Origin of the sequence: Psychroflexus aestuariivivens (assembly GCF_004010055.1) — a bacterium.
In the GTDB taxonomy this organism is placed as follows: Bacteria; Bacteroidota; Bacteroidia; order Flavobacteriales; family Flavobacteriaceae; genus Psychroflexus; species Psychroflexus aestuariivivens.
Genome location: NZ_RQVT01000044.1, coordinates 47,628 through 66,632, shown reverse-complemented (window position 1 = coordinate 66,632; position 19,005 = coordinate 47,628). Strand labels below are relative to the sequence as shown.

Annotated in this window: 18 protein-coding genes; 12 read left to right on the top strand and 6 right to left on the bottom strand. The window is 34.8% G+C overall.

Translation table 11 applies throughout. The annotated features are described in order from the left end of the window. The first annotated feature begins 25 nt into the window (after positions 1-25). Entirely contained in the window at positions 26-1,084 is a 1,059-nt protein-coding gene (locus EIG86_RS07785) for an ArsO family NAD(P)H-dependent flavin-containing monooxygenase (protein WP_127845606.1), read from the top strand. Here EIG86_RS07785 and EIG86_RS07780 read toward each other — a convergent pair. Further along, a complete protein-coding gene (locus EIG86_RS07780; protein ID WP_127845605.1) occupies positions 1,081-3,513 on the bottom strand; it encodes a DUF5916 domain-containing protein in 2,433 nt (810 codons plus the stop codon). The genes EIG86_RS07785 and EIG86_RS07780 overlap by 4 nt on opposite strands. Positions 3,514-3,644: 131 nt before the next feature. Between EIG86_RS07780 and EIG86_RS07775 the strand changes: the two genes are divergently transcribed. From EIG86_RS07775 to EIG86_RS07760, 4 genes are read left to right on the top strand one after another with little or no spacing between them, the layout of a single operon-like run. After that, positions 3,645-3,980, top strand: coding sequence for an ArsR/SmtB family transcription factor (locus tag EIG86_RS07775; protein ID WP_127845604.1), 336 nt, complete (start codon positions 3,645-3,647; stop codon positions 3,978-3,980). 37 nt (positions 3,981-4,017) lie between these two features. After that, a complete protein-coding gene (locus EIG86_RS07770) occupies positions 4,018-4,485 on the top strand; it encodes a DUF6428 family protein (RefSeq protein WP_127845603.1) in 468 nt (155 codons plus the stop codon). Positions 4,486-4,518: 33 nt separating this feature from the next. After that, positions 4,519-5,529, top strand: coding sequence for an ACR3 family arsenite efflux transporter (gene arsB, locus EIG86_RS07765; protein WP_127845602.1), 1,011 nt, complete (start codon positions 4,519-4,521; stop codon positions 5,527-5,529). 21 nt (positions 5,530-5,550) lie between these two features. Beyond that, entirely contained in the window at positions 5,551-6,189 is a 639-nt protein-coding gene (locus EIG86_RS07760) for a low molecular weight phosphatase family protein (protein ID WP_127845601.1), read from the top strand. Here the strand turns inward: EIG86_RS07760 and EIG86_RS07755 are convergent. From EIG86_RS07755 to EIG86_RS07735, 5 genes are all read right to left on the bottom strand, one after another. Continuing rightward, positions 6,173-6,775, bottom strand: a complete 603-nt coding sequence (locus EIG86_RS07755) for a TIGR04282 family arsenosugar biosynthesis glycosyltransferase (protein ID WP_127845600.1) — start codon at positions 6,773-6,775, stop codon at positions 6,173-6,175. The genes EIG86_RS07760 and EIG86_RS07755 overlap by 17 nt on opposite strands. A gap of 6 nt (positions 6,776-6,781) precedes the next feature. Continuing rightward, positions 6,782-7,276, bottom strand: coding sequence for a rhodanese-like domain-containing protein (locus EIG86_RS07750; RefSeq protein ID WP_127845599.1), 495 nt, complete (start codon positions 7,274-7,276; stop codon positions 6,782-6,784). A 10-nt stretch (positions 7,277-7,286) separates the two neighbouring features. After that, the gene (gene arsS, locus EIG86_RS07745; protein WP_127845598.1) at positions 7,287-8,342 is read right to left on the bottom strand and encodes an arsenosugar biosynthesis radical SAM (seleno)protein ArsS; all 1,056 of its coding nucleotides are present in this window, start codon (positions 8,340-8,342) and stop codon (positions 7,287-7,289) included. Between the two features lie 78 nt (positions 8,343-8,420). Then, positions 8,421-8,756 carry an arsenosugar biosynthesis-associated peroxidase-like protein gene (locus tag EIG86_RS07740; protein ID WP_127845597.1) on the bottom strand — a complete coding sequence of 112 codons (336 nt, stop codon included), beginning with the start codon at positions 8,754-8,756 and terminating at the stop codon, positions 8,421-8,423. 175 nt (positions 8,757-8,931) lie between these two features. Continuing rightward, on the bottom strand, positions 8,932-9,309 hold the full coding sequence (locus EIG86_RS07735; RefSeq protein WP_127845596.1) for an SPOR domain-containing protein: 378 nt from the start codon (positions 9,307-9,309) through the stop codon (positions 8,932-8,934). A 196-nt stretch (positions 9,310-9,505) separates the two neighbouring features. On the opposite strand from EIG86_RS07735, the gene EIG86_RS07730 reads away from it, so the two are divergent. Genes EIG86_RS07730 through EIG86_RS07700 form a run of 7 tightly spaced genes read left to right on the top strand, consistent with a single transcriptional unit; the run spans position 9,506 to position 18,987 of the window. Further along, positions 9,506-10,855 carry a c-type cytochrome gene (locus EIG86_RS07730; protein ID WP_127845632.1) on the top strand — a complete coding sequence of 450 codons (1,350 nt, stop codon included), beginning with the start codon at positions 9,506-9,508 and terminating at the stop codon, positions 10,853-10,855. 27 nt (positions 10,856-10,882) lie between these two features. Next, positions 10,883-13,957, top strand: a complete 3,075-nt coding sequence (locus EIG86_RS07725) for a TAT-variant-translocated molybdopterin oxidoreductase (protein ID WP_127845595.1) — start codon at positions 10,883-10,885, stop codon at positions 13,955-13,957. Between the two features lie 32 nt (positions 13,958-13,989). After that, positions 13,990-15,453 carry an NrfD/PsrC family molybdoenzyme membrane anchor subunit gene (gene nrfD, locus EIG86_RS07720; protein ID WP_127845594.1) on the top strand — a complete coding sequence of 488 codons (1,464 nt, stop codon included), beginning with the start codon at positions 13,990-13,992 and terminating at the stop codon, positions 15,451-15,453. A gap of 1 nt (position 15,454) precedes the next feature. After that, entirely contained in the window at positions 15,455-15,982 is a 528-nt protein-coding gene (locus EIG86_RS07715) for a DUF3341 domain-containing protein (protein ID WP_127845593.1), read from the top strand. A 4-nt stretch (positions 15,983-15,986) separates the two neighbouring features. Further along, positions 15,987-16,580 (top strand): c-type cytochrome, encoded by a 594-nt coding sequence (locus EIG86_RS07710; RefSeq protein WP_127845592.1) that lies wholly within the window; start codon positions 15,987-15,989, stop codon positions 16,578-16,580. 27 nt (positions 16,581-16,607) lie between these two features. Beyond that, entirely contained in the window at positions 16,608-17,915 is a 1,308-nt protein-coding gene (locus EIG86_RS07705) for a quinol:cytochrome C oxidoreductase (protein WP_127845591.1), read from the top strand. 22 nt (positions 17,916-17,937) lie between these two features. Continuing rightward, positions 17,938-18,987, top strand: a complete 1,050-nt coding sequence (locus EIG86_RS07700) for a cytochrome c oxidase subunit II (protein WP_127845590.1) — start codon at positions 17,938-17,940, stop codon at positions 18,985-18,987. Positions 18,988-19,005: the final 18 nt, after the last annotated feature.

The window sequence follows — 19,005 nt, the reverse complement described above, 5'->3', positions numbered from 1 at the left end:
TTACATTTCAACCTATTTTGAATTTATGAGTGAAAAAATATACGATTTAATTATAATTGGAGCTGGTCAAAGTGCTTTGGCTTGTGCTTATTTCCTTAGAAGAAAAGACGTGGATTACACTATTTTGGATGACCAAAAGCAATGCGGCGCTTCATGGCAACACACTTGGAATTCTCTCACCCTTTTTTCACCTTCAGAACATAGTTCATTACCAGGATGGCAAATGCCTAATACTGAAAATGAATTTCCGATAAAATCTGAAGTTGTAGATTATTTATGCAAATATGAAAAGCGTTATAATTTTCCAATAGAACGACCAGTTAAAGTCATTTCTTTAGAGAAAACCGATGGTATTTTCGAAATTGAAACTGATAAAGGAAAATACAAATCGAAAAGTATTATTTCTGCAACCGGAACTTTTCAAAATCCATATATTCCAGAAATTTCTGAAAAAAATAATTTTGAAGGCGAGCAACTTCATTCTTCAGATTACCAAAATCCTGAAAATTTCAAAGACAAAAAAGTTTTAGTCGTAGGCGAAGGCAATTCTGGTGCTCAGATTTTAGCTGAAGTTTCTAAAGTTGCAGAAACTTTTTGGTCTACACTAAAAGAACCAGAATATCTTCCTGACGATGTGGATGGTCGTGTTTTATTCGATGTGGCTTCAGCTAAATATTATGCTGAAAAGAAAGGAGAAAAACTAGACAGTTCAAAATACAATCTTGGCAATATTGTAATGTTACCCTCTGTGAAAGATGCTAGATCGCGGAATGTTCTGAATTCTCATGGACAGATTGATAAAATTCATGGAAAAAAAGTGATTTTCGAAAACGGAGAACAGCAAGAAATCGATGTAATTATTTGGTGCACAGGCTTCGGTTATACTACTGGTTTTCTTCATAATTTAGTTTCTATAGACAACAAAGGTAAAATCCCAACAGATAAAACCAAAGCCAAAGAAACTGATGGTTTGTGGTTAGTTGGTTATGGTGGTTGGACAGGATTTGCATCGGCCACGATTATTGGCGTTGGTCGTTCCGCCAAAAAAACGGTCAAGGAAGTGAGTGAATTTTTAAAAAATTAACCCTTTTCAGAAGTGAATACAGATTTTACTGAATTCACATCAAGAAAATATTGAAGTCGAACCGATACAGTATGCTGAATGTCTTGCTGAAATAGATTACTGAAAGTGGTTTCAAAATTTTTCTGAGCCTCAGTATTATTGCTAAATAATTGGTTTCTGTATAAAGCCGTAATAAAGCTGCCGGGAGCAAATTGCCATGAATAATTCAAGTCCAGATTCCAAGTGCTAAAGTTGATGTCTGGGCTTTCTGCTAAAGCTGACTTTGGGAGGTTTTCGTTTTCTAGAAGTCTTCCGTTTGGTTTTAGATTATACATGAAATCATCGTATAAAACTGAATCCCAATAGTGGCGAAGCTGTAATTTTAAACCGTGAAAAGAGTTAAAATTATAATTAGCTGAAATGCTATTGGTTAAAATTTGTCTGTCGCGCTCTCCGAAAATGGGTTCATCTTCCAAGAAAGTCGAGAATCCTCTGTCATTAATTCGTTGGTCATAGTTGAAATTGTAAACCATAAAGAAAAAATCATTAAATCTTACTCTTGGTTCAATACTAAAATTGTAGGCATAAGAATCTCTGCCGCTTTCAAAAAAAGTATTAATATTAGTTCTAATATCGACTGCAAAGGTTCTGTTGTAATTTGAAGAAAGGAAACCTCCGAAATTTGCAAAATTTTCATAGATAAAAAATCTTCCATCTACACGAGGTTCAAAATAGTCAAATTGTTTGCCTGGTTCCGCAGCAACATTGAACCCATAAGTGTCAAGCTTTGGTGAATTAGCAAAAAAGTCTGCGCCTAATTCTAAACCTGTGTAAGTATTTGGTGTTGCTAGCTGTTTATAAAGTGATGAAAAACTAATTCTATAGTTTTGAAAATTGTCAGTAGGTTCAAATATTCGGTAAGATGCATTTGCTCTAAAATTATTGAAATTATTTCTCAGCAAAAGCCCCAAATCGTTAATGTCATACTTTTTATCTGCGTATTCATGACCTATAGAAAACTGATATTGATCGCTAATTTTAGCAACTTCTAGCGCAGAACTGAAACCTGAAGTCGCACTATCATTTTCATTGATGTAACTCATTTTTACTTCACCAGCCAAACCATAGGAATTGTTTTTATTGACGAGATCGAATAAGGCTCCTGTAACATTTGCATTTCTGAAATTTCCAGAACGGGTTACATTTGTATTGATTAAACTTACCGACGAATTCCTGTTGAATTGTTGGTCGACCACCAAAATATTATAATTGGAAAGTGGTTCCACTTTCCTTCGTCTTACTTCATTTTGAAGCGTATCCAAAACAATAGCTTTCGTAGGTTCTGTCACGGCGTTAAAAACACCTATACCAAGTCCACTCTTTAAGCGACCAGACATTTTAATGGCATTGATAAGATCTACTTCTTCAGGTTTATTTTCTAAAACTTCATCTTCATCCAAATCTAAAGAACCTGTTGGTGCATTACCAACGCGTCTAGAAAAAAATAAATTCCCTTTTGTAAAGAGATCAACACCTTCTGTGAAAAATTGTCGCTGTTCTGCAAAAGTCTGTTCAAATGGTCCAAGATTCAATACAACATTGTCAAACCTTGCTTGGCTAAAATCTGGAATAAGTGTAGCATCAAGCGTTAGATTGTCTGTAATTCCATATTTCAGATCCATACCAAGCTTAAAGTCTGTCGATGTTTGATTGCCGATCGTATTTACAATTCCTGTTGTAAAAGGGTACAAATTCAATCTAAGAGGTGGCTCTAAATTTTGTATTCCTACCAAGCGTCCGTGATAAAGTCCCTCATAACCTTTGGTTCTATCTATAGGATTCCAAGCGTATTCTGAACGTTCACGGCGAAAATATCTTCTGAATTGAACACCCCAAGTTTGAATCTCTGTCTTAGGAAATCTGAGCGTTCTGTATGGAATTTTCATTTCTAATTGCCAACCAAAACTTGTTTTCTGAACCGCACTTTCCCAAACTGCGTTCCATCCAAAATCTTGACCGATGCTAGGTGAGGATAAAGCATCTGCCTGTGTGCCTGAACTGAAAACAATGAACTGAGTGTCGTTTTGTGCATCATTATTTGGGTTGAGAACCAAAGTGAAATAATCGGTTTGGCCAAATTCGTCCCGGATCGTGTTTTGACTCATTATTTTGTTTGGATTGTCATACAATTTTGCTGAAACAAAAATACCTTCATCATTATAATAAAGTTTGACTTCAGTTTTACGGTCTGGGGTTGCCGCTAGATTTAGGTTAGGTGTAAATTGAGTGAAATTGGTAGCAACATCCAAATTTTGCCACACATCATCGGACAAGTCTCCGTCAATTTTAGCCGATTCTTCTTGTCTTAAAATATTATATTCCTTTTTGTTTTGTGCAATTCCTAAACTTAGGCTGAAATAGATAAAAAGGCAGACGCAACGTCCTAACATGCTTGATTTTTTAGTGAGCTTGCAAATTTACATTCTTAGGACTTTATCAAGTTGAAGAAGTTGAAAACATTCTTCATAATTTTTGTAAGATATTTTATTTATCGTAATATTGCAATATAATAATATTAAGAATGGGAATCACAAAATCAGATTTATTCACAGACAAACAAAATGAATTTGCCAGAATCGCAAAAGTCTTTGGGCATCCGGCAAGACTTGCAATTCTAGAGTATTTGTTGAAATCTGAAACCTGTATTTGCGGGGATTTGGTCGAAGAACTTGGTTTAGCACAAGCTACAATAAGCCAGCACTTACGAGAATTGAAAACCGCAGAAATAATTAAAGGAAATATAGAAGGCACTTCAATTTGTTATTGCATTAATGCAAAGAAATGGATTGAAATCAAATCGATTTTCAATGCGCTTTTCGACCGTTATCCAGAAAACGTTGATGATGATTGTTGCTAAGAAAATTAAATTTAAATCAATTTAGAACTTATTAATTATGACACTTAAAGAAGTTAAACAGCATTTAGAAACCCTCGAAAGTTTAAAATTTCAACTGCCGAATAAGGAGATTGTCCCTGAACATTTTCATGTGACAGAAGTCGGTCAAGTCACTAAAGATTTTATTGATTGCGGCGGAACAATACGCCATGAAAAAGTAGTGAATTTTCAACTTTGGAATGCTGACGATATAGATCACAGATTGCAACCTAAAAAATTAAAAAACATCATTAACCTCTCCGAGAAAAAGCTATTTATTAACGACAGACTTGAAGTAGAAGTAGAATATCAAGGTGAAACTATTGGTAAATATCATTTGGATTTCGATGATGGAAAATTTCAGCTTATCAGCAAACTTACCGATTGCTTAGCCAAAGACAAATGTGGCATTCCAGACCCAAAAGAACAACTCGAAGGAAAAGCAGAATCCACAGAATGCTGCACTCCCGAATCCGGATGTTGCTAATTCATTTTTAAAAAGAATATAAAAATTCTACAAATGGGAAAATTTGAAAAATACCTTAGTGTTTGGGTTATTTTAGCAATATTATTAGGTATTGGTATTGGGCGAATTGCTGGAGATTCAATTACTTTTCTGAGTGAACTTGAAGTCGCTAAAGTCAATATTCCTGTAGCTATTTTGGTATGGATGATGATTTATCCGATGATGGTTCAAATCGATTTCTCATCGCTCAAAAATGTCACAAAAAACAGCAAAGGCATTGGTCTCACATTAGTCATCAATTGGCTGGTAAAACCTTTTACAATGGCTTTTTTTGCATGGCTATTTTTAGATCAGATTTTTCAGGCTTATTTGTCACCAGAAGACGCACAACAATACATCGCCGGCGCAATAATTTTAGGTGCAGCACCCTGTACTGCAATGGTTTTTGTTTGGTCTTATCTTACTAAAGGCGACGCCAATTATACGCTTGTTCAAGTATCGCTAAACGATTTAATTCTACTTGTGCTATTCATTCCAATCGTGAAATTACTTTTAGATGTCACCAGTATTCAGATTCCCTACGACACGCTTATTTACTCAGTGCTAATTTTTGTAGTTATTCCGCTATTAGCCGGATTCATTTCGAACACTTTTTTAATCAAAAAATATGGCTTGAAGTGGTTTAACTCAGTTTTTTTACCCAAACTGAAACCTGTTTCTATGATTGCGCTCATCACTACATTGGTTTTGTTGTTTGCATTTCAAGGCGATAGAATTTTCGAAAAACCATTCGATATTTTATTAATCGCCGTTCCGTTAACGATCCAAACTTATTTCATCTTTTTTATCACTTGGTTTGTCGGTCGCTATCTGAAGTTGAAACACAATGTTTGTGCACCTTCAGCAATGATTGGCGCTAGTAATTTCTTTGAATTGGCGGTTGCTGTTGCCATTTCTTTATTTGGCTTAAATTCTGGCGCATCTTTAGCCACCGTTGTCGGTATTTTAATTGAAGTCCCAGTCATGCTTTCGCTTGTCGCTTTGGCAAACCGATGGAAATATTAAATTCAAATTCAAGTAAAAATTATGTTTTCTGAAATTCAACATCACTTCACAAAATTTCAAAATGAAATTGAAAATATTCCTGAAATCAGGCGTAATATTTTAATTGAAATTTCCAAACAAATTAAATCAGAACTCTCTGAAAATGGTGAAGCCAAGCTAATTTACATTTGCACACATAATTCTAGGCGAAGTCATTTTGGACAAATTTGGGTTGAAGTTATTTCACACTTTTTCAATATTGAAAATTTAAAAGCTTTTTCAGGAGGAACAGAAGTGACTTCGTTCAATAATAACGCTATTAAAGCTTTAAAAGAATTGGGCTTCAAAATTGAAGTCGAATCGGGTTCTGAAATAGAAAATCCTAGATATAAAGTTTATTTCGATGAAAAAAACTTTACAACTTGTTTCTCGAAAACTTTCGATGATGAATCTAATCCACATCAAAATTTTTTAGCAATAATGACTTGTGCTGAAGCTGATGAAAACTGTCCTTTTGTGCCTGGAGCTAAACAAAGATTCAGAACGACTTATGATGATCCAAAAGCATTTGATAATACTGATTTTGCTGAAGAAATGTATCAGAAACGTGCTTTGGAAATAGGTCTTGAGGTGTTTTTTATGCTGTCCGAACTTAAAAAGCTAATTACCAATACCGACTAAATTCTGAATGTTTTTTCAAATCATCAATTGTGTCAATATCATTCTTAGTTTTTAGTAAAGAATAACTATGTTTTTTTGTATCTTCTAAAGTTTGCTCAAGGACACTTTCTGTACTCCAGGCTTTTTTTAGAAATGCTTCGGGAATCATTTTTCGCATACCCATCAAATAATAACCGCCGTCATTTGCAGGACCGAAAACTAGATCTTTTGACTTCAATTTTTGAAATGCATTTGTAATATCTGCAACTTCCAAATCGAATAAATCCGTACCAATCACACAGATTCTAGAATAATTTTTTTCAAATCCATATTGAAATGCAGCTTTCATTTTTTCTCCTAAATGTCCTTCAATCTGAACGTGTTTTTGACAAGTTTCATCTGACCAAAAATCATTATTTTCAACATATTCTGAATAAAACACAGCAACATCAACTGTTGACTTCTCAACGATTTTTGCGGTATGCTTAATCAAGTGAATGTAAACATCCAAGGCAGACGCATTGCCAATGGATTTTGCTAAACGCGTCTTGCATTTACCTAATTCAGGATTTTTCGTGAACACGATGAGTAATTCTTGCTCAGACATTTTTTTTTAATTTGAAACAGCATTGCCTTTGGTTAATAAATGTTCCCAGCGCTTGTGATATACATGAATATTCTCTGTTGGCTTTTCTTGAAAATCAACAACATTGAAACCTGAATTCTTCCATAAAAAAATTCCGCCGTACAGATTTTTGATATTCTTAAACCCAGCTTCAATTAGTTTTTCTCCAAATTTTTCGGACCGAACGCCGACCGAACAATACACAATAATCTGGCTGTTTTTATGATACTTGCGTTCAATATTAGACAAGTTGAAATCCTCATAATTTATGAATTCTGCATTTTTAATATGACTGATATTGAATTCTTTTGGCGTTCTGACATCGAGCAAAATAAAATCTTTTTTATTCAATAGATTTTTTAAATTTTGAACACTAATATATTCAACGCTGCCATTGTTATAATTTGCTAAAGTCACGTCAATCGTTTCTTGTCCAGCAGAAATTTGACTAAAAAGAATGAAGAATATGGAGAAAAATTTCACGAAAATTGATTTAAGTTAAGCTTCCCTGGCAACTACTTCCAGAGCCAGCTGTGCAGCCATAGCAGTGTTGTGATGTTATTATTGTTCTATTCTGAAGCAAATCTTCTTTATATTCACTAATATGTTTGACAGGACTATCAACTTTGAGTTCCAACATTTGGTTGAAATCGCAATCATAAAGCCAGCCATCCCAACTTATGGAAATTGTGTTGCGACACATCACGTTTTTTACTGAAGCCGGATTGAAGGCTTCAACCAAAGAATACATATAATCTTCGTAGTTGTCTGAAGCAATTAAATAATCTAAATAGCGTGAAATAGGTAAATTCGTAATGGCGAACAATTCATGGAATTGAATTCCGAAATCTTCTAATAAAGCTTTTTTAAAATCAGCCTGCAATTCTTCCTGATTTCCAGGTAAGAATGCGCCAGAAGGATTGTAGACCAAGTCCAATTTTAATTTACTTTCTGGCAAGCCATAACCAACTTCATTTAGATCTTTTAATGCTTGAATGGATTTGTCAAAAACACCACTTCCTCTCTGTTTGTCTGTTTTTCCACGCGTCCAGTGTGGCATTGAACTCACCACGTGTACATTGTGTTTTTTGAAAAAATCTGGCAAATCGTGATATTTTTTGTTGGCGCGAATAATGGTTAAATTAGAACGAACGATGAAATCTTTAACACCTATTTTGAAGGCTTCTTCTACAAACCATCGGAAATTTGGATTCATTTCTGGCGCTCCACCAGTAAGGTCTAAAGTATGAGCTTTTGTTTTTTTAATAACCTCCAAACATTCCATCATTGTTGCCTTGGTCATAATTTCCTTTCGATCTGGACCTGCATCTACATGGCAATGCGCACAAACTTGATTACACATGTAGCCAAGATTGATTTGCAAAATTTCTAACTGTTTTGGCTTCAACGGAAAATCGTTACTTTTTTCAAGCTGCTTATTGAAGCTTGGCAACTCACCATTTTTGAAAATTCCATCTTCCAAAAACTCCAATTGCTTTTCCGCTTTTGCCATTCTATGTTGTCTTGCCAGAAGTGATTTAGTCGCCATGATGATTTTATTTTAATGATTTTTGAAGCATCTTAGAGTTGAATATTTTTAAGAAATCCTCGGGATTAGGAAAGATACTTAATGACTCAACTTGTCGTATTTTTTCATCATTTGCGTTGCATGAACCAAGGTTGCGCCTGACTCAATAGCCGCGCCCGCATGAACAGCTTCCATCATTTCTTCTTTGGTGATGCCTCGTTGCAATCCGTCTTTAGTATAAGCATCTATACAATATGGACATTTTACCACATGAGAAACGGCAAGTGCTATAAGTGATTTCTCTCTTGCAGAAAGCGCACCTTCTTCAAAAACTTTACCATAATATTCGAAAAATTTGTCACCTAAATCTTCACTCCATTCTGTGATTTTAGAGAAATTTCTTAAGTCTTTTGGATCGTAATAAGAATCTGCCATGTGTTTTATCTTTTTAAAATTATTATTTAAACTTATAAATTATATTGGGTTCGCTCAACATTATTAAATACTAAATTATTCGATAAAGGAAAAGAATCCTTACAAATTATCGTTATTAATATTTACGAAAGTTTTCTAAAAAAGGTTTATCAAACAAAGAGAAATCAGAAACTATTTACTTTCCTGGTTTAATAATTAAAGCATTTGGGTAGTCTTCTTTGATTTTAGTAAAAGTGCGATCAGCTTGAATTCGGCTTCTGAAATTGCCTACCCAAACTTTATAATTTGGTTCTTCATATACAATGACAGATTCAATTTGGAGATTCAATTTGTTGTATTCTTCACGAGTTTTTTTAGCATTGCTTAGTGAGCCAGAGAAAATCTGTAAACGATAAGTGCTTTTTAGTTCGTTGTTAGCGTGCATTTTATGTTTTTTTTCAATCAACGCTTCAATTTTATCGATTTCGTTTTTCGATAATTCTTGTGCACTCAAAACATTTATAAAAAATAGAAAGCAAATGAATGTTACAGCTTTTAACAAATTAAATTTCATCTTATTAGGTTTTCAACAAAATTACATTTTATCGGCAAAATGACAATTTTATTTAATTTAGAAAGATTATAAATTGACATTTAACATGTGTTGGTATTCCATAAACGTTCATTTAGTGTTACTTTTGTAGTCAATTTTTTGATACAAAAGTCTCATGTTTTTGGACTGTATCAGGTTAAAAGTTAACACTATTAATATGAAAAAGGTGATGGAACGCCCATTGAATTTGAAGTATTTATTGCTACTACTTCTTTTTGTTTTTAGCTTAACATCTTTCAGTCAGGACAATACAGAAACTACTTCTGAGTCGGAAAAAACTGAAGAACCCTCTGAGACATCTTCGCAGGAAGAAGTAATTCCTGGAGCTGATTCTGCGAAAGGGAAGGAGCTTTTTAATTCACTTTGTGCTGCTTGCCATAAGCGTTATAAAGATGCCGTTGGTCCAAAACTTCATGGAGTTACAGATCGTCGTGAAATGGAGTGGCTTTATAAGTGGATTAAAAACAGTCAGGAACTTATAAAAGCCGGTGACCCTCAGGCAGTTCAACTTTACGAGGAGTGGAATAAAGTGTCAATGAATGCTTTCCCGCAGTTAAGCAACCAAGATATTGATAATATTCTTGCTTACGTAGAGCAGCCGAAACCAGAGCCAAAAAAGGATGTCGCAGCTACTGGCGCGCAAGCGGCCGCGGGTGGAGGAGGAGTCTCTACTGATATTGTTTTAGGGATTTTAGCTTTTGTTTTGTTGATGCTGTCAGTGATTTTGTACTTAGTCAACAAGACTCTGAGAAGATTTGCAGAGGTTAACGGTGTTCCGGTAAAAGAAGATGAGCCTAAAGGAAAACCAATTTGGGTTGCTTTCGCTGAAAATCAATTTTTAGTTTTGGTGAGCGTTGTTGTTGTATTGCTCGCTGTGGCTTGGGGTGGATATGGATTCTTAATGCAAGTTGGTGTGGATCAGGGTTACGAACCTGTTCAGCCAATTCATTATTCACACAGAATTCATGCTGGTGAAAATCAGATTGAGTGTAAATATTGTCACTCATCAGCTAGAGTTTCCAAGCATTCTGGAATTCCTTCACTAAACGTTTGTATGAATTGTCATAAACAAATTGCTGAGGTTTCTGAAGAAACAGCAACTGAAGATTATTCGAAAGAATTCTACGATAAGGAAATCCAGAAATTATATGATGCAACTGGTTGGGATCCTTCAACTCAATCATATACTGGTGAAGAAAAGCCGGTGAAATGGATTAGAATACATAACCTTCCTGATCTTGCTTATTTTAACCACTCTCAACACGTTTCGGTTGCGGGTATCGAATGTCAGCAATGTCATGGTCCGGTAGAAGAAATGGAAATAATGTACCAAGATGCGCCATTAACAATGGGCTGGTGTATTAATTGTCACCGAGAAACTAATGTGAAGGTTGAAGGTAATGCTTATTACGAAAAAATTCACGCTGAACTTTCCAAAAAGTATGATGTTGACCAATTGACAGCCGCCGAAATGGGAGGCCTGGAGTGTGGAAAGTGTCACTATTAATAATAATTAAGAAAATTAAGATTCAATATGTCATCAGAAAAGAAATATTGGAAAAGTGCTGAGCAACTTAAAGACGACAGTTCTTTAGTTGAAGCGCTTGAGCAAAATGAATTTGCAGAACATATTCCTGCAGATGAATTTTTAGGCGACAAAGAGACGCTTGAAAGTTCAAAAACATCTCGACGTGATTTTCTTAAATACGTCGGTTTTAGTACTGCTGCAGCTTCTTTAGCAGCTTGTGAAGGACCGGTTGTTAAATCGATTCCTTATGTAGTTCAGCCTGAGCGAATTGTTCCTGGTGTTGCTGATTTTTATGCAACTACAATAGCGGATGGTTTTGATTTTGCTAGTGTTTTGGTCAAAACCAGAGAAGGTCGACCAATAAAAATTGATAATAATGCTGATTCTGGTGTGATGTCAGGTGGTAAAGCCCGAGTTCACGCTTCAGTTTTGGATTTATATGATATAAAACGTCTTCAGAATCCTCAAATTGAAGGAAGAGATGCGACTTGGACTGAATTTTTTACTTCACTTAAAAGTGATTTGAAAGTTAATTCTGCTAAGAAAACTTATTTGTTGACTCAAACTTTTGCTTCGCCTTCAACTGATCGATTGGTAAAAGAGTTTAAAGAAAAACATGCCAATGTAGAGCATGTAATTTATGATTCAGTTTCAGAAGAGGCTGCTCTAAATGCTTTTGAAACAAAATATGGTGTGCGAGCATTACCAAATTATAACTTTTCAAAAGCTTCAACAATTGTTTCTGTAGGAGCTGATTTTCTTGGTGACTGGCAAGGTGGCGGTTTTGATAGTTCTTATGCTAAAAGCCGTGTGCCTAAAGATGGTAAAATGTCACGACACATTCAGTTTGAAGCTAATATGACTCTTTCTGGCGCTAATGCTGACAGACGTTTGGCGACTAAACCTTCTGTTCAAAAACAGGTTTTAGTAGAGGTTTATAATCAAATCGTTGGAAATGTTGCTTCAACAAATCTAAGCGATAAGATGAAGGCTGAAGTTAGCGCGGCTGTAGCACAGTTGAAAAAATCTGGATCAAAATCTATTTTTGTGACTGGTATTCAATCTGAAGCTGCTCAAGCAATGGCTTTAGCTATAAATGAAAAATTAAATAGTGAAGTGATGGATGTTGAAAATCCACGCTTGATAAGACAAGGTAAAAACTCAGAAATAAACAATTTGATTTCTGATATGAAATCTGGAAATGTTGGTGTTTTGATGATTGCTGGTGTAAATCCTGCTTTTACTTTGCCAAATTCTGAAGAGTTTGTGTCTGCTCTTAAAAATGTTGACGCAACTGTGAGTTTCAGTATGAAAAAAGACGAAACTGCTAAACATTGTAAATACATTGCAGCAACTCCTCATTACTTAGAAGCTTGGGGTGATGTTAGGTTTACAAAAAATGATTTCAGTTTAATTCAGCCTACAATACAACCGCTTTTCAACACAAAACAGTTTGAAGACTGCTTGTTAAGATTGAATGATAGTGATCAAAAATATTATGATTTTATAAAAGATACTTTCAAAAATAATTTTGAAGGAATGTCTTGGAATACTTCTTTGCACGATGGATTCTTTTCTTACGACAGTGAACTTGAGTCTGTTGAAGTTTTAGAAGATAGTCAGAATTTAGCTTCATCTGCAAGAAATTTGTTGTCTGGAGAAAGTGATGGTATGGAACTAACTTTGTATACCAAAACCTCTTTGGGTGACGGTCGTCAAGCAAATAATCCATGGTTGCAAGAAATGCCAGATCCTGTAACAAGAACATCTTGGGATAACTATATTACTATATCCAAAAGAGATGCAGATTCATTAGGTTTGGAAAATTCTAATGTAGCTAATGGTGCACTGAATGGAGATTACGTGAATCTGAAAGTTGGTGATTCAACAATAAATAATATACCAGTAATTATTCAGCCTGGTCAAGCGCCTGGATCAATTGGTTTTGCACTTGGTTATGGTAAAACTGAATCAATTCAGGAAGAAATGCAAGTAGGTGTAAATGCTTACCCTGCATATAAGAATTTTGATTTAGTCCAAAACGTCAGTATTGAAAAAACTAGTGGTGTACATGAGTTTGCTTGTGTACAACTTCATCATACCATGATGGGGCGTAGAGATATTGTAAAAGAAACTAGTTTGGAGATTTTTAATACAAAAGATCGAAAAGAATGGAATAAAATACCTGAAGTTTCACTTAATCATGTTGAAACAAAAGTTACAAGCCCAGATGTCGATTTATGGGATGAATTTGACCGATCTATTGGTCATCATTTTAATCTTTCTATAGATTTGAATGCTTGTACAGGATGTGGTGCTTGTGTCATTGCTTGTCATAGTGAAAATAATGTTCCAGTTGTTGGTAAATCTGAAGTTAGAAAAAGTCGTGACATGCATTGGCTAAGAATTGACCGTTACTATTCTTCAGAAAATTCAATTCAAGAGGATTACGATAAGAAAGGTGATATTTCAGGACTGACCAACGCTATTAATACTTATGGTGAATTGGAAGTTGCAAGTGAAGAAGATGTTCAGGTAATTTTTCAGCCAGTAATGTGTCAGCATTGTAATCATGCGCCTTGTGAAACGGTTTGTCCTGTTGCGGCTACAGCTCATGGTCGTCAAGGTCAAAATCACATGACTTACAACAGATGTGTTGGAACCAGATATTGTGCAAACAACTGTCCTTATAAAGTGAGAAGATTTAACTGGTTCTTGTATAATCAGAATGATGAATTCGATTATCACATGAATAATGATTTGGGTAGAATGGTTTTAAACCCAGATGTTACAGTTAGATCTCGTGGTGTGATGGAGAAATGTTCTATGTGTATTCAAAAAACACAAAAAACAATTTTGGATGCTAAGCGTGAGGGAAGAGTTATTGAGGATGGAGAATTCCATACGGCATGTTCAGCTGCATGTGATAAAGGAGCAATGGTGTTTGGTGATGTAAATGATAAAGAAAGCGAAGTCTTTGCTAAATCACAAGACGAAAGAATGTATCACCTATTGGAATATTTGGGTACAAAACCAAATGTGATGTATCAAACAAAAGTTAGAAACACAACAGAAGCATAATAAATTAACTAGGAATAAATTTATATTAAATTATGTCTCATTACGAAGCGCCTATAAGAAAACCCTTAGTAACAGGTGATAAAGGTTACCACGACGTTACGTTGGATGTGGTAAAGCCTGTAGAAGGTAAGGCAAATAAATCATGGTGGGTAGTATTTTCTATTGCATTAATCGCTTTTCTTTGGGGATTAGGCTGTATAATTTACACCATTTCAGAAGGAATTGGTACTTGGGGTCTCAACAAAACAGTTGGTTGGGCTTGGGATATTACTAACTTTGTTTGGTGGGTTGGTATTGGTCACGCCGGAACTTTAATTTCTGCAGTTCTCTTACTTTTCAGACAAAAATGGAGAATGGCGATTAACCGTTCTGCTGAAGCTATGACAATCTTCTCTGTAGTGCAAGCTGGACTTTTCCCGATTATTCACATGGGACGTCCTTGGCTAGCATATTGGGTATTACCAATACCGAACCAATTTGGTTCTTTATGGGTGAATTTTAACTCCCCTTTATTATGGGATGTTTTTGCGATTTCAACTTATCTTTCGGTATCATTAGTATTCTGGTGGACTGGACTTTTACCGGATTTTGCAATGATTCGTGACCGTGCGGTAAAGCCTTTTCAAAAGAAAATTTATGGTATATTGTCTTTCGGATGGTCAGGTCGAGTAAAAGATTGGCAAAGATTTGAGGAGGTTTCTTTGGTTTTGGCTGGTTTAGCAACACCTTTAGTGCTTTCAGTTCACACTATTGTATCTTTTGACTTTGCAACTTCTGTTATTCCTGGTTGGCATACGACAATCTTTCCACCTTACTTCGTTGCTGGTGCGGTTTTCTCAGGATTTGCCATGGTAAATACTTTGCTTATCATAATGAGAAAAGTATCAAACTTAGAAAATTATATTACTATTCAGCATATTGAATTAATGAACATAGTAATTATGATTACGGGTTCTATTGTTGGTGTAGCTTATATTACTGAATTATTTATGGCTTGGTATTCTGGTGTAGAATACGAACAGTACGCATTTCTAAATAGAGCTACTGGACCTTACGCTTGGGCGTATTGGGCGATGATGACTTGTAACGTTTTTTCTCCGCAATTCATGTGGTTTCCAAAGTTAAGACGAAGTATTATGTTTTCTTTCTTTATTTCTATCGTTGTGAATATTGGAATGTGGTTTGAAAGATTTGTTATTATTGTAACTTCACTTCACAGAGATTATATGCCATCTGCTTGGACAATGTTCTCGCCAACATTTGTTGATATAGGTATATTTATAGGTACCATTGGTTTTTTCTTTGTATTGTTTTTACTTTACTCAAGAACTTTCCCTGTGATTGCACAAGCTGAAGTAAAATCTATATTGAAATCTTCAGGAGAAAAATATAAGAAAATTAGAGCTGAAAAAGGTGACGATGCTCAGTTGTACGAAACACCAAAACAAGAGCCTTTACCAGATTTTAAAGCACAGTTTAACTCTAAAGAACACTAAAATGGCATCCAAAGTTTTACATGCAATTTTTACAGATGATGACATCTTGATGCAAGCTGTGAAAGCTATGCGCAAGAAAAAGTATGGAATAGGTGAGGTATATTGTCCTTTTCCAGTACACGGTTTAGATAAAGCGATGGGAATGCCACATACAAGATTGGCTATTACATCTTTTCTATATGGATTGGTTGGCTTAACAGTCGCCACATTGATGATGAATTTTATAATGATTGAAGACTGGCCACAAAACATTGGTGGAAAACCAAGTTTCAGTTATATTGAAAATATGCCAGCTTTTGTGCCTATTATGTTTGAGATGACGGTATTTTTTGCAGCTCACTTGATGGTTATTACTTTTTATATGAGAAGTAAATTATGGCCTTTCAAAGAAGCTGAAAACCCTGATGTGAGAACCACTGATGATAAATTCTTGATGGAAGTTCCTGTAAATGAAGCTAATGTTCAGCTAATTGCAGAAACACTCCATGAATCTGGTGCATCAGAAATTAAATTAATTGATAATAAATAATTTTATGAGAAGTTTGTCAATCATATTTACAATCGCTCTAGGTCTAACTTTTATATCTTGTTCAGATAAAAATGAGCGAAATTATCAGTACTTTCCAAACATGTATGTTTCAGTACCTTATGATACTTATGGTGAATACGAAATTTTTACAAATGAGGCAGAGGCTAAGTTGCCAGTAGAAGGTACAATTTCTAGAGGATTCACTCCTTACGAATACTCTGACGATTCAGAGGGCTATGACAAAGCTAAAGAAGAACTCAAGAATGAATTACCTTATACTGAGGAAAACCTAAAAAAGGGTAAAGAATTATACGAGATTTATTGTGCCACCTGTCATGGTGATAAAGGTAATGGTAAAGGTTACTTGGTAGAAAGAGAAAAAATCCTTGGTGTGCCAGGTTACGACGATCAAGGTAGAGCTATAACTGAAGGTAGCGTTTTCCACGTCATGTGGTACGGTATAAATACAATGGGCTCTTATGCCTCACAAATGAACACAGAAGAACTTTGGATGGTCGACCATTACGTGATGAAGCTTAAAGCTGACTTAGAAGGCAAAGAAGGAAGAGAATTTGAAACTGAAGAATCAACTAAATAGTTAATAGAAATACCAAGCTGAGATATTATGTACACAATGTCAAGTAAAATAAAAATATTTTCTATTATCCTTGTTATCATAGGAGCAATAGGTTTAATTTACGGTTTCATGGATACACCAGCATCTGTAGAAGATGTTAAGGAAATGCTCCATGAAGAACACAGCGCACACGGTGGTGGAGAAGCCATGGCTACTAGTCATTCTTCCGAATCAGATGATGCGCACGCAGACGAACACGCTGAACATGTCTACCATCAGTTGAAGAATAAACCTTGGTCAGCTATTTATGTGCCAGTTTTGTTCTTCTTTCTAATTGCTCTTGGTGCTTTTGTATTTTATGCTTTACAGTATGCTGCCCAAGCTGGATGGTCCCCTCTTTTATTTAGAGTAATGGAAGGCATTGCTTCCTACTTAGTTCCTGGCGGAATTTTGGTTTATGTATTGCTAGTTTTATCTAGTTTACACTTGAATCACCTTTTCATTTGGATGGATCCCGAAGTTGTAGCTCACGATGAAATTATTCAGAATAAAACAGCTTTCTTAAATATTCCTTTCTTTTTGATAAGAGCAGCGATCTTTATTATTGGTTGGATCGTGTTTTCAAAGGTTATCATTAAGAATTCAAGAAAACAAGACGACAATTTCAGTATGAAATTGCATAAAAAGAATTTTAAACTCTCAGCTGGATTTTTGGTATTCTTTATCGTTACCGAATCTATAATGTCTTGGGATTGGATTATGAGTATCGATACGCATTGGTTCAGTACTTTGTTTGGATGGTTTGTTTTTGCCAGCATATTCGTTTCAGGAATTACCGTTATAGCACTTGTAACTATTTATTTGAAAAGTAGAGGCTATCTTGAAAAAGTTAATAACAGTCACATTCATGATTTAGGAAAATTTATGATGGGGATGAGTATATTCTGGGCTTACCTTTGGTTCTCTCAGTTTCTTTTGATATGGTATTCTAACATTCCAGAAGAAGTTACTTATTTTATAACAAGACTAGAAGACTATCCTGTATTATTCATAGGAACAGTAATTTTGAACTGGGCACTGCCAATGTTAATTCTAATTAATTCAGAATTCAAACGAATTAATTGGATTATCGTACTATCAGGAATAATAATTTTAGTAGGTCATTATGTGAACTTCTTTGTATTAATAATGCCTGGAACTGTTGGTGAATCATGGTTTATCGGAATTCCTGAAATAAGTTCTGTTTTGTTAATTGGTGGAATATTTATATTTACAATATTTAGCGCTTTAGGCAAAGCACCGCTTACTGTGAAAAATAACCCATATTTAAAAGAAAGTGAAAACTTTCATTATTAAACTATAAAAAGTAAGATTGAAAATGACAGCACTTCTTATTATAATCGTTGTAGCGTTACTTGGAATCACATTTTGGCAATTATCCAAAATATTCAAGCTATCTAAACCAATAGATAGTAATGATACACAAATTGCGGACAATAAAGACAACCAAAATCAAGGAAAAATATTCTTGGCTTTTATTGTATTCCTTTATGGATTAATGATTTACTCGTTTTGGAACTTGAGTAAATTCTATTTGCCAGAAGCATCTTCAGAACATGGTTCTGAGTACGATCAATTATTTTTTATATCATTAGCGATTATCATGTTTGTTCAGGTTATTACACAGTTCCTACTTCATTGGTTTTCTTATAAATATAGAGGTAAAGAAGGTAGAAAAGCCCTGTTTTATGCAGATAATGATAAACTAGAATTTATTTGGACTATAATTCCTGTTATAGTTCTATCAGGATTAATTATTTATGGTTTATTTGGTTGGTCAGAAATAATGAATGTTGAAGAAACAGACGACACTTTAGTTATCGAAATTTATGCTTATCAATTTGACTGGCGTGCACGTTATTCTGGAGAGGATGGAACTTTAGGAGAGGCTAATGTTCGTCTTATTGAAGGTGTAAACCAACTAGGTTTAAATGAAAATGACCCTTATTCTCAGGATGATATTATTGTCAATGAATTACACTTACCTAAAGATCGTCCAGTGCTTTTCAAATTTAGATCTCAAGACGTATTGCACTCAGCGTATTTTCCATTTTTCAGATCTCAAATGAATGTTGTTCCAGGGATGGTTACCCAGTTTGGATTTACACCTACAACAACTTCTAAAGAAATCCGAAATAGTGAATACATGATTGATAAAGTCAAAAGAATCAACGAAATTCGTAAAAACGATGATAATGTTAGTGGTGACGACAAAACTTATGAATTTGAATATTATTTGTTGTGTAACAAGATTTGCGGAACAAGTCATTACAATATGCAAATGAAAATAGTTGTTGAAACTGAAGAGGAATATCAGAAATGGATTTCAGAACAGCAGACTTTTAAAGAATTAACAGCCCAAAATTAATTTTAATAAAATAAAGAA

Coding starts and splice junctions, on each gene's coding strand:
- EIG86_RS07700 (WP_127845590.1), top strand. CDS start 17,938: ATGACAGCACTTCTTATTATAATCGTTGTAGCGTTACTTGGAATCACA.
- EIG86_RS07780 (WP_127845605.1), bottom strand. CDS start 3,513: ATGTTAGGACGTTGCGTCTGCCTTTTTATCTATTTCAGCCTAAGTTTA.
- EIG86_RS07760 (WP_127845601.1), top strand. CDS start 5,551: ATGTTTTCTGAAATTCAACATCACTTCACAAAATTTCAAAATGAAATT.
- EIG86_RS07730 (WP_127845632.1), top strand. CDS start 9,506: ATGAAAAAGGTGATGGAACGCCCATTGAATTTGAAGTATTTATTGCTA.
- EIG86_RS07770 (WP_127845603.1), top strand. CDS start 4,018: ATGACACTTAAAGAAGTTAAACAGCATTTAGAAACCCTCGAAAGTTTA.
- EIG86_RS07705 (WP_127845591.1), top strand. CDS start 16,608: ATGTACACAATGTCAAGTAAAATAAAAATATTTTCTATTATCCTTGTT.
- EIG86_RS07785 (WP_127845606.1), top strand. CDS start 26: ATGAGTGAAAAAATATACGATTTAATTATAATTGGAGCTGGTCAAAGT.
- EIG86_RS07755 (WP_127845600.1), bottom strand. CDS start 6,775: ATGTCTGAGCAAGAATTACTCATCGTGTTCACGAAAAATCCTGAATTA.
- arsS (WP_127845598.1), bottom strand. CDS start 8,342: ATGGCGACTAAATCACTTCTGGCAAGACAACATAGAATGGCAAAAGCG.
- EIG86_RS07735 (WP_127845596.1), bottom strand. CDS start 9,309: ATGAAATTTAATTTGTTAAAAGCTGTAACATTCATTTGCTTTCTATTT.
- nrfD (WP_127845594.1), top strand. CDS start 13,990: ATGTCTCATTACGAAGCGCCTATAAGAAAACCCTTAGTAACAGGTGAT.
- EIG86_RS07740 (WP_127845597.1), bottom strand. CDS start 8,756: ATGGCAGATTCTTATTACGATCCAAAAGACTTAAGAAATTTCTCTAAA.
- EIG86_RS07775 (WP_127845604.1), top strand. CDS start 3,645: ATGGGAATCACAAAATCAGATTTATTCACAGACAAACAAAATGAATTT.
- EIG86_RS07710 (WP_127845592.1), top strand. CDS start 15,987: ATGAGAAGTTTGTCAATCATATTTACAATCGCTCTAGGTCTAACTTTT.
- EIG86_RS07715 (WP_127845593.1), top strand. CDS start 15,455: ATGGCATCCAAAGTTTTACATGCAATTTTTACAGATGATGACATCTTG.
- arsB (WP_127845602.1), top strand. CDS start 4,519: ATGGGAAAATTTGAAAAATACCTTAGTGTTTGGGTTATTTTAGCAATA.
- EIG86_RS07725 (WP_127845595.1), top strand. CDS start 10,883: ATGTCATCAGAAAAGAAATATTGGAAAAGTGCTGAGCAACTTAAAGAC.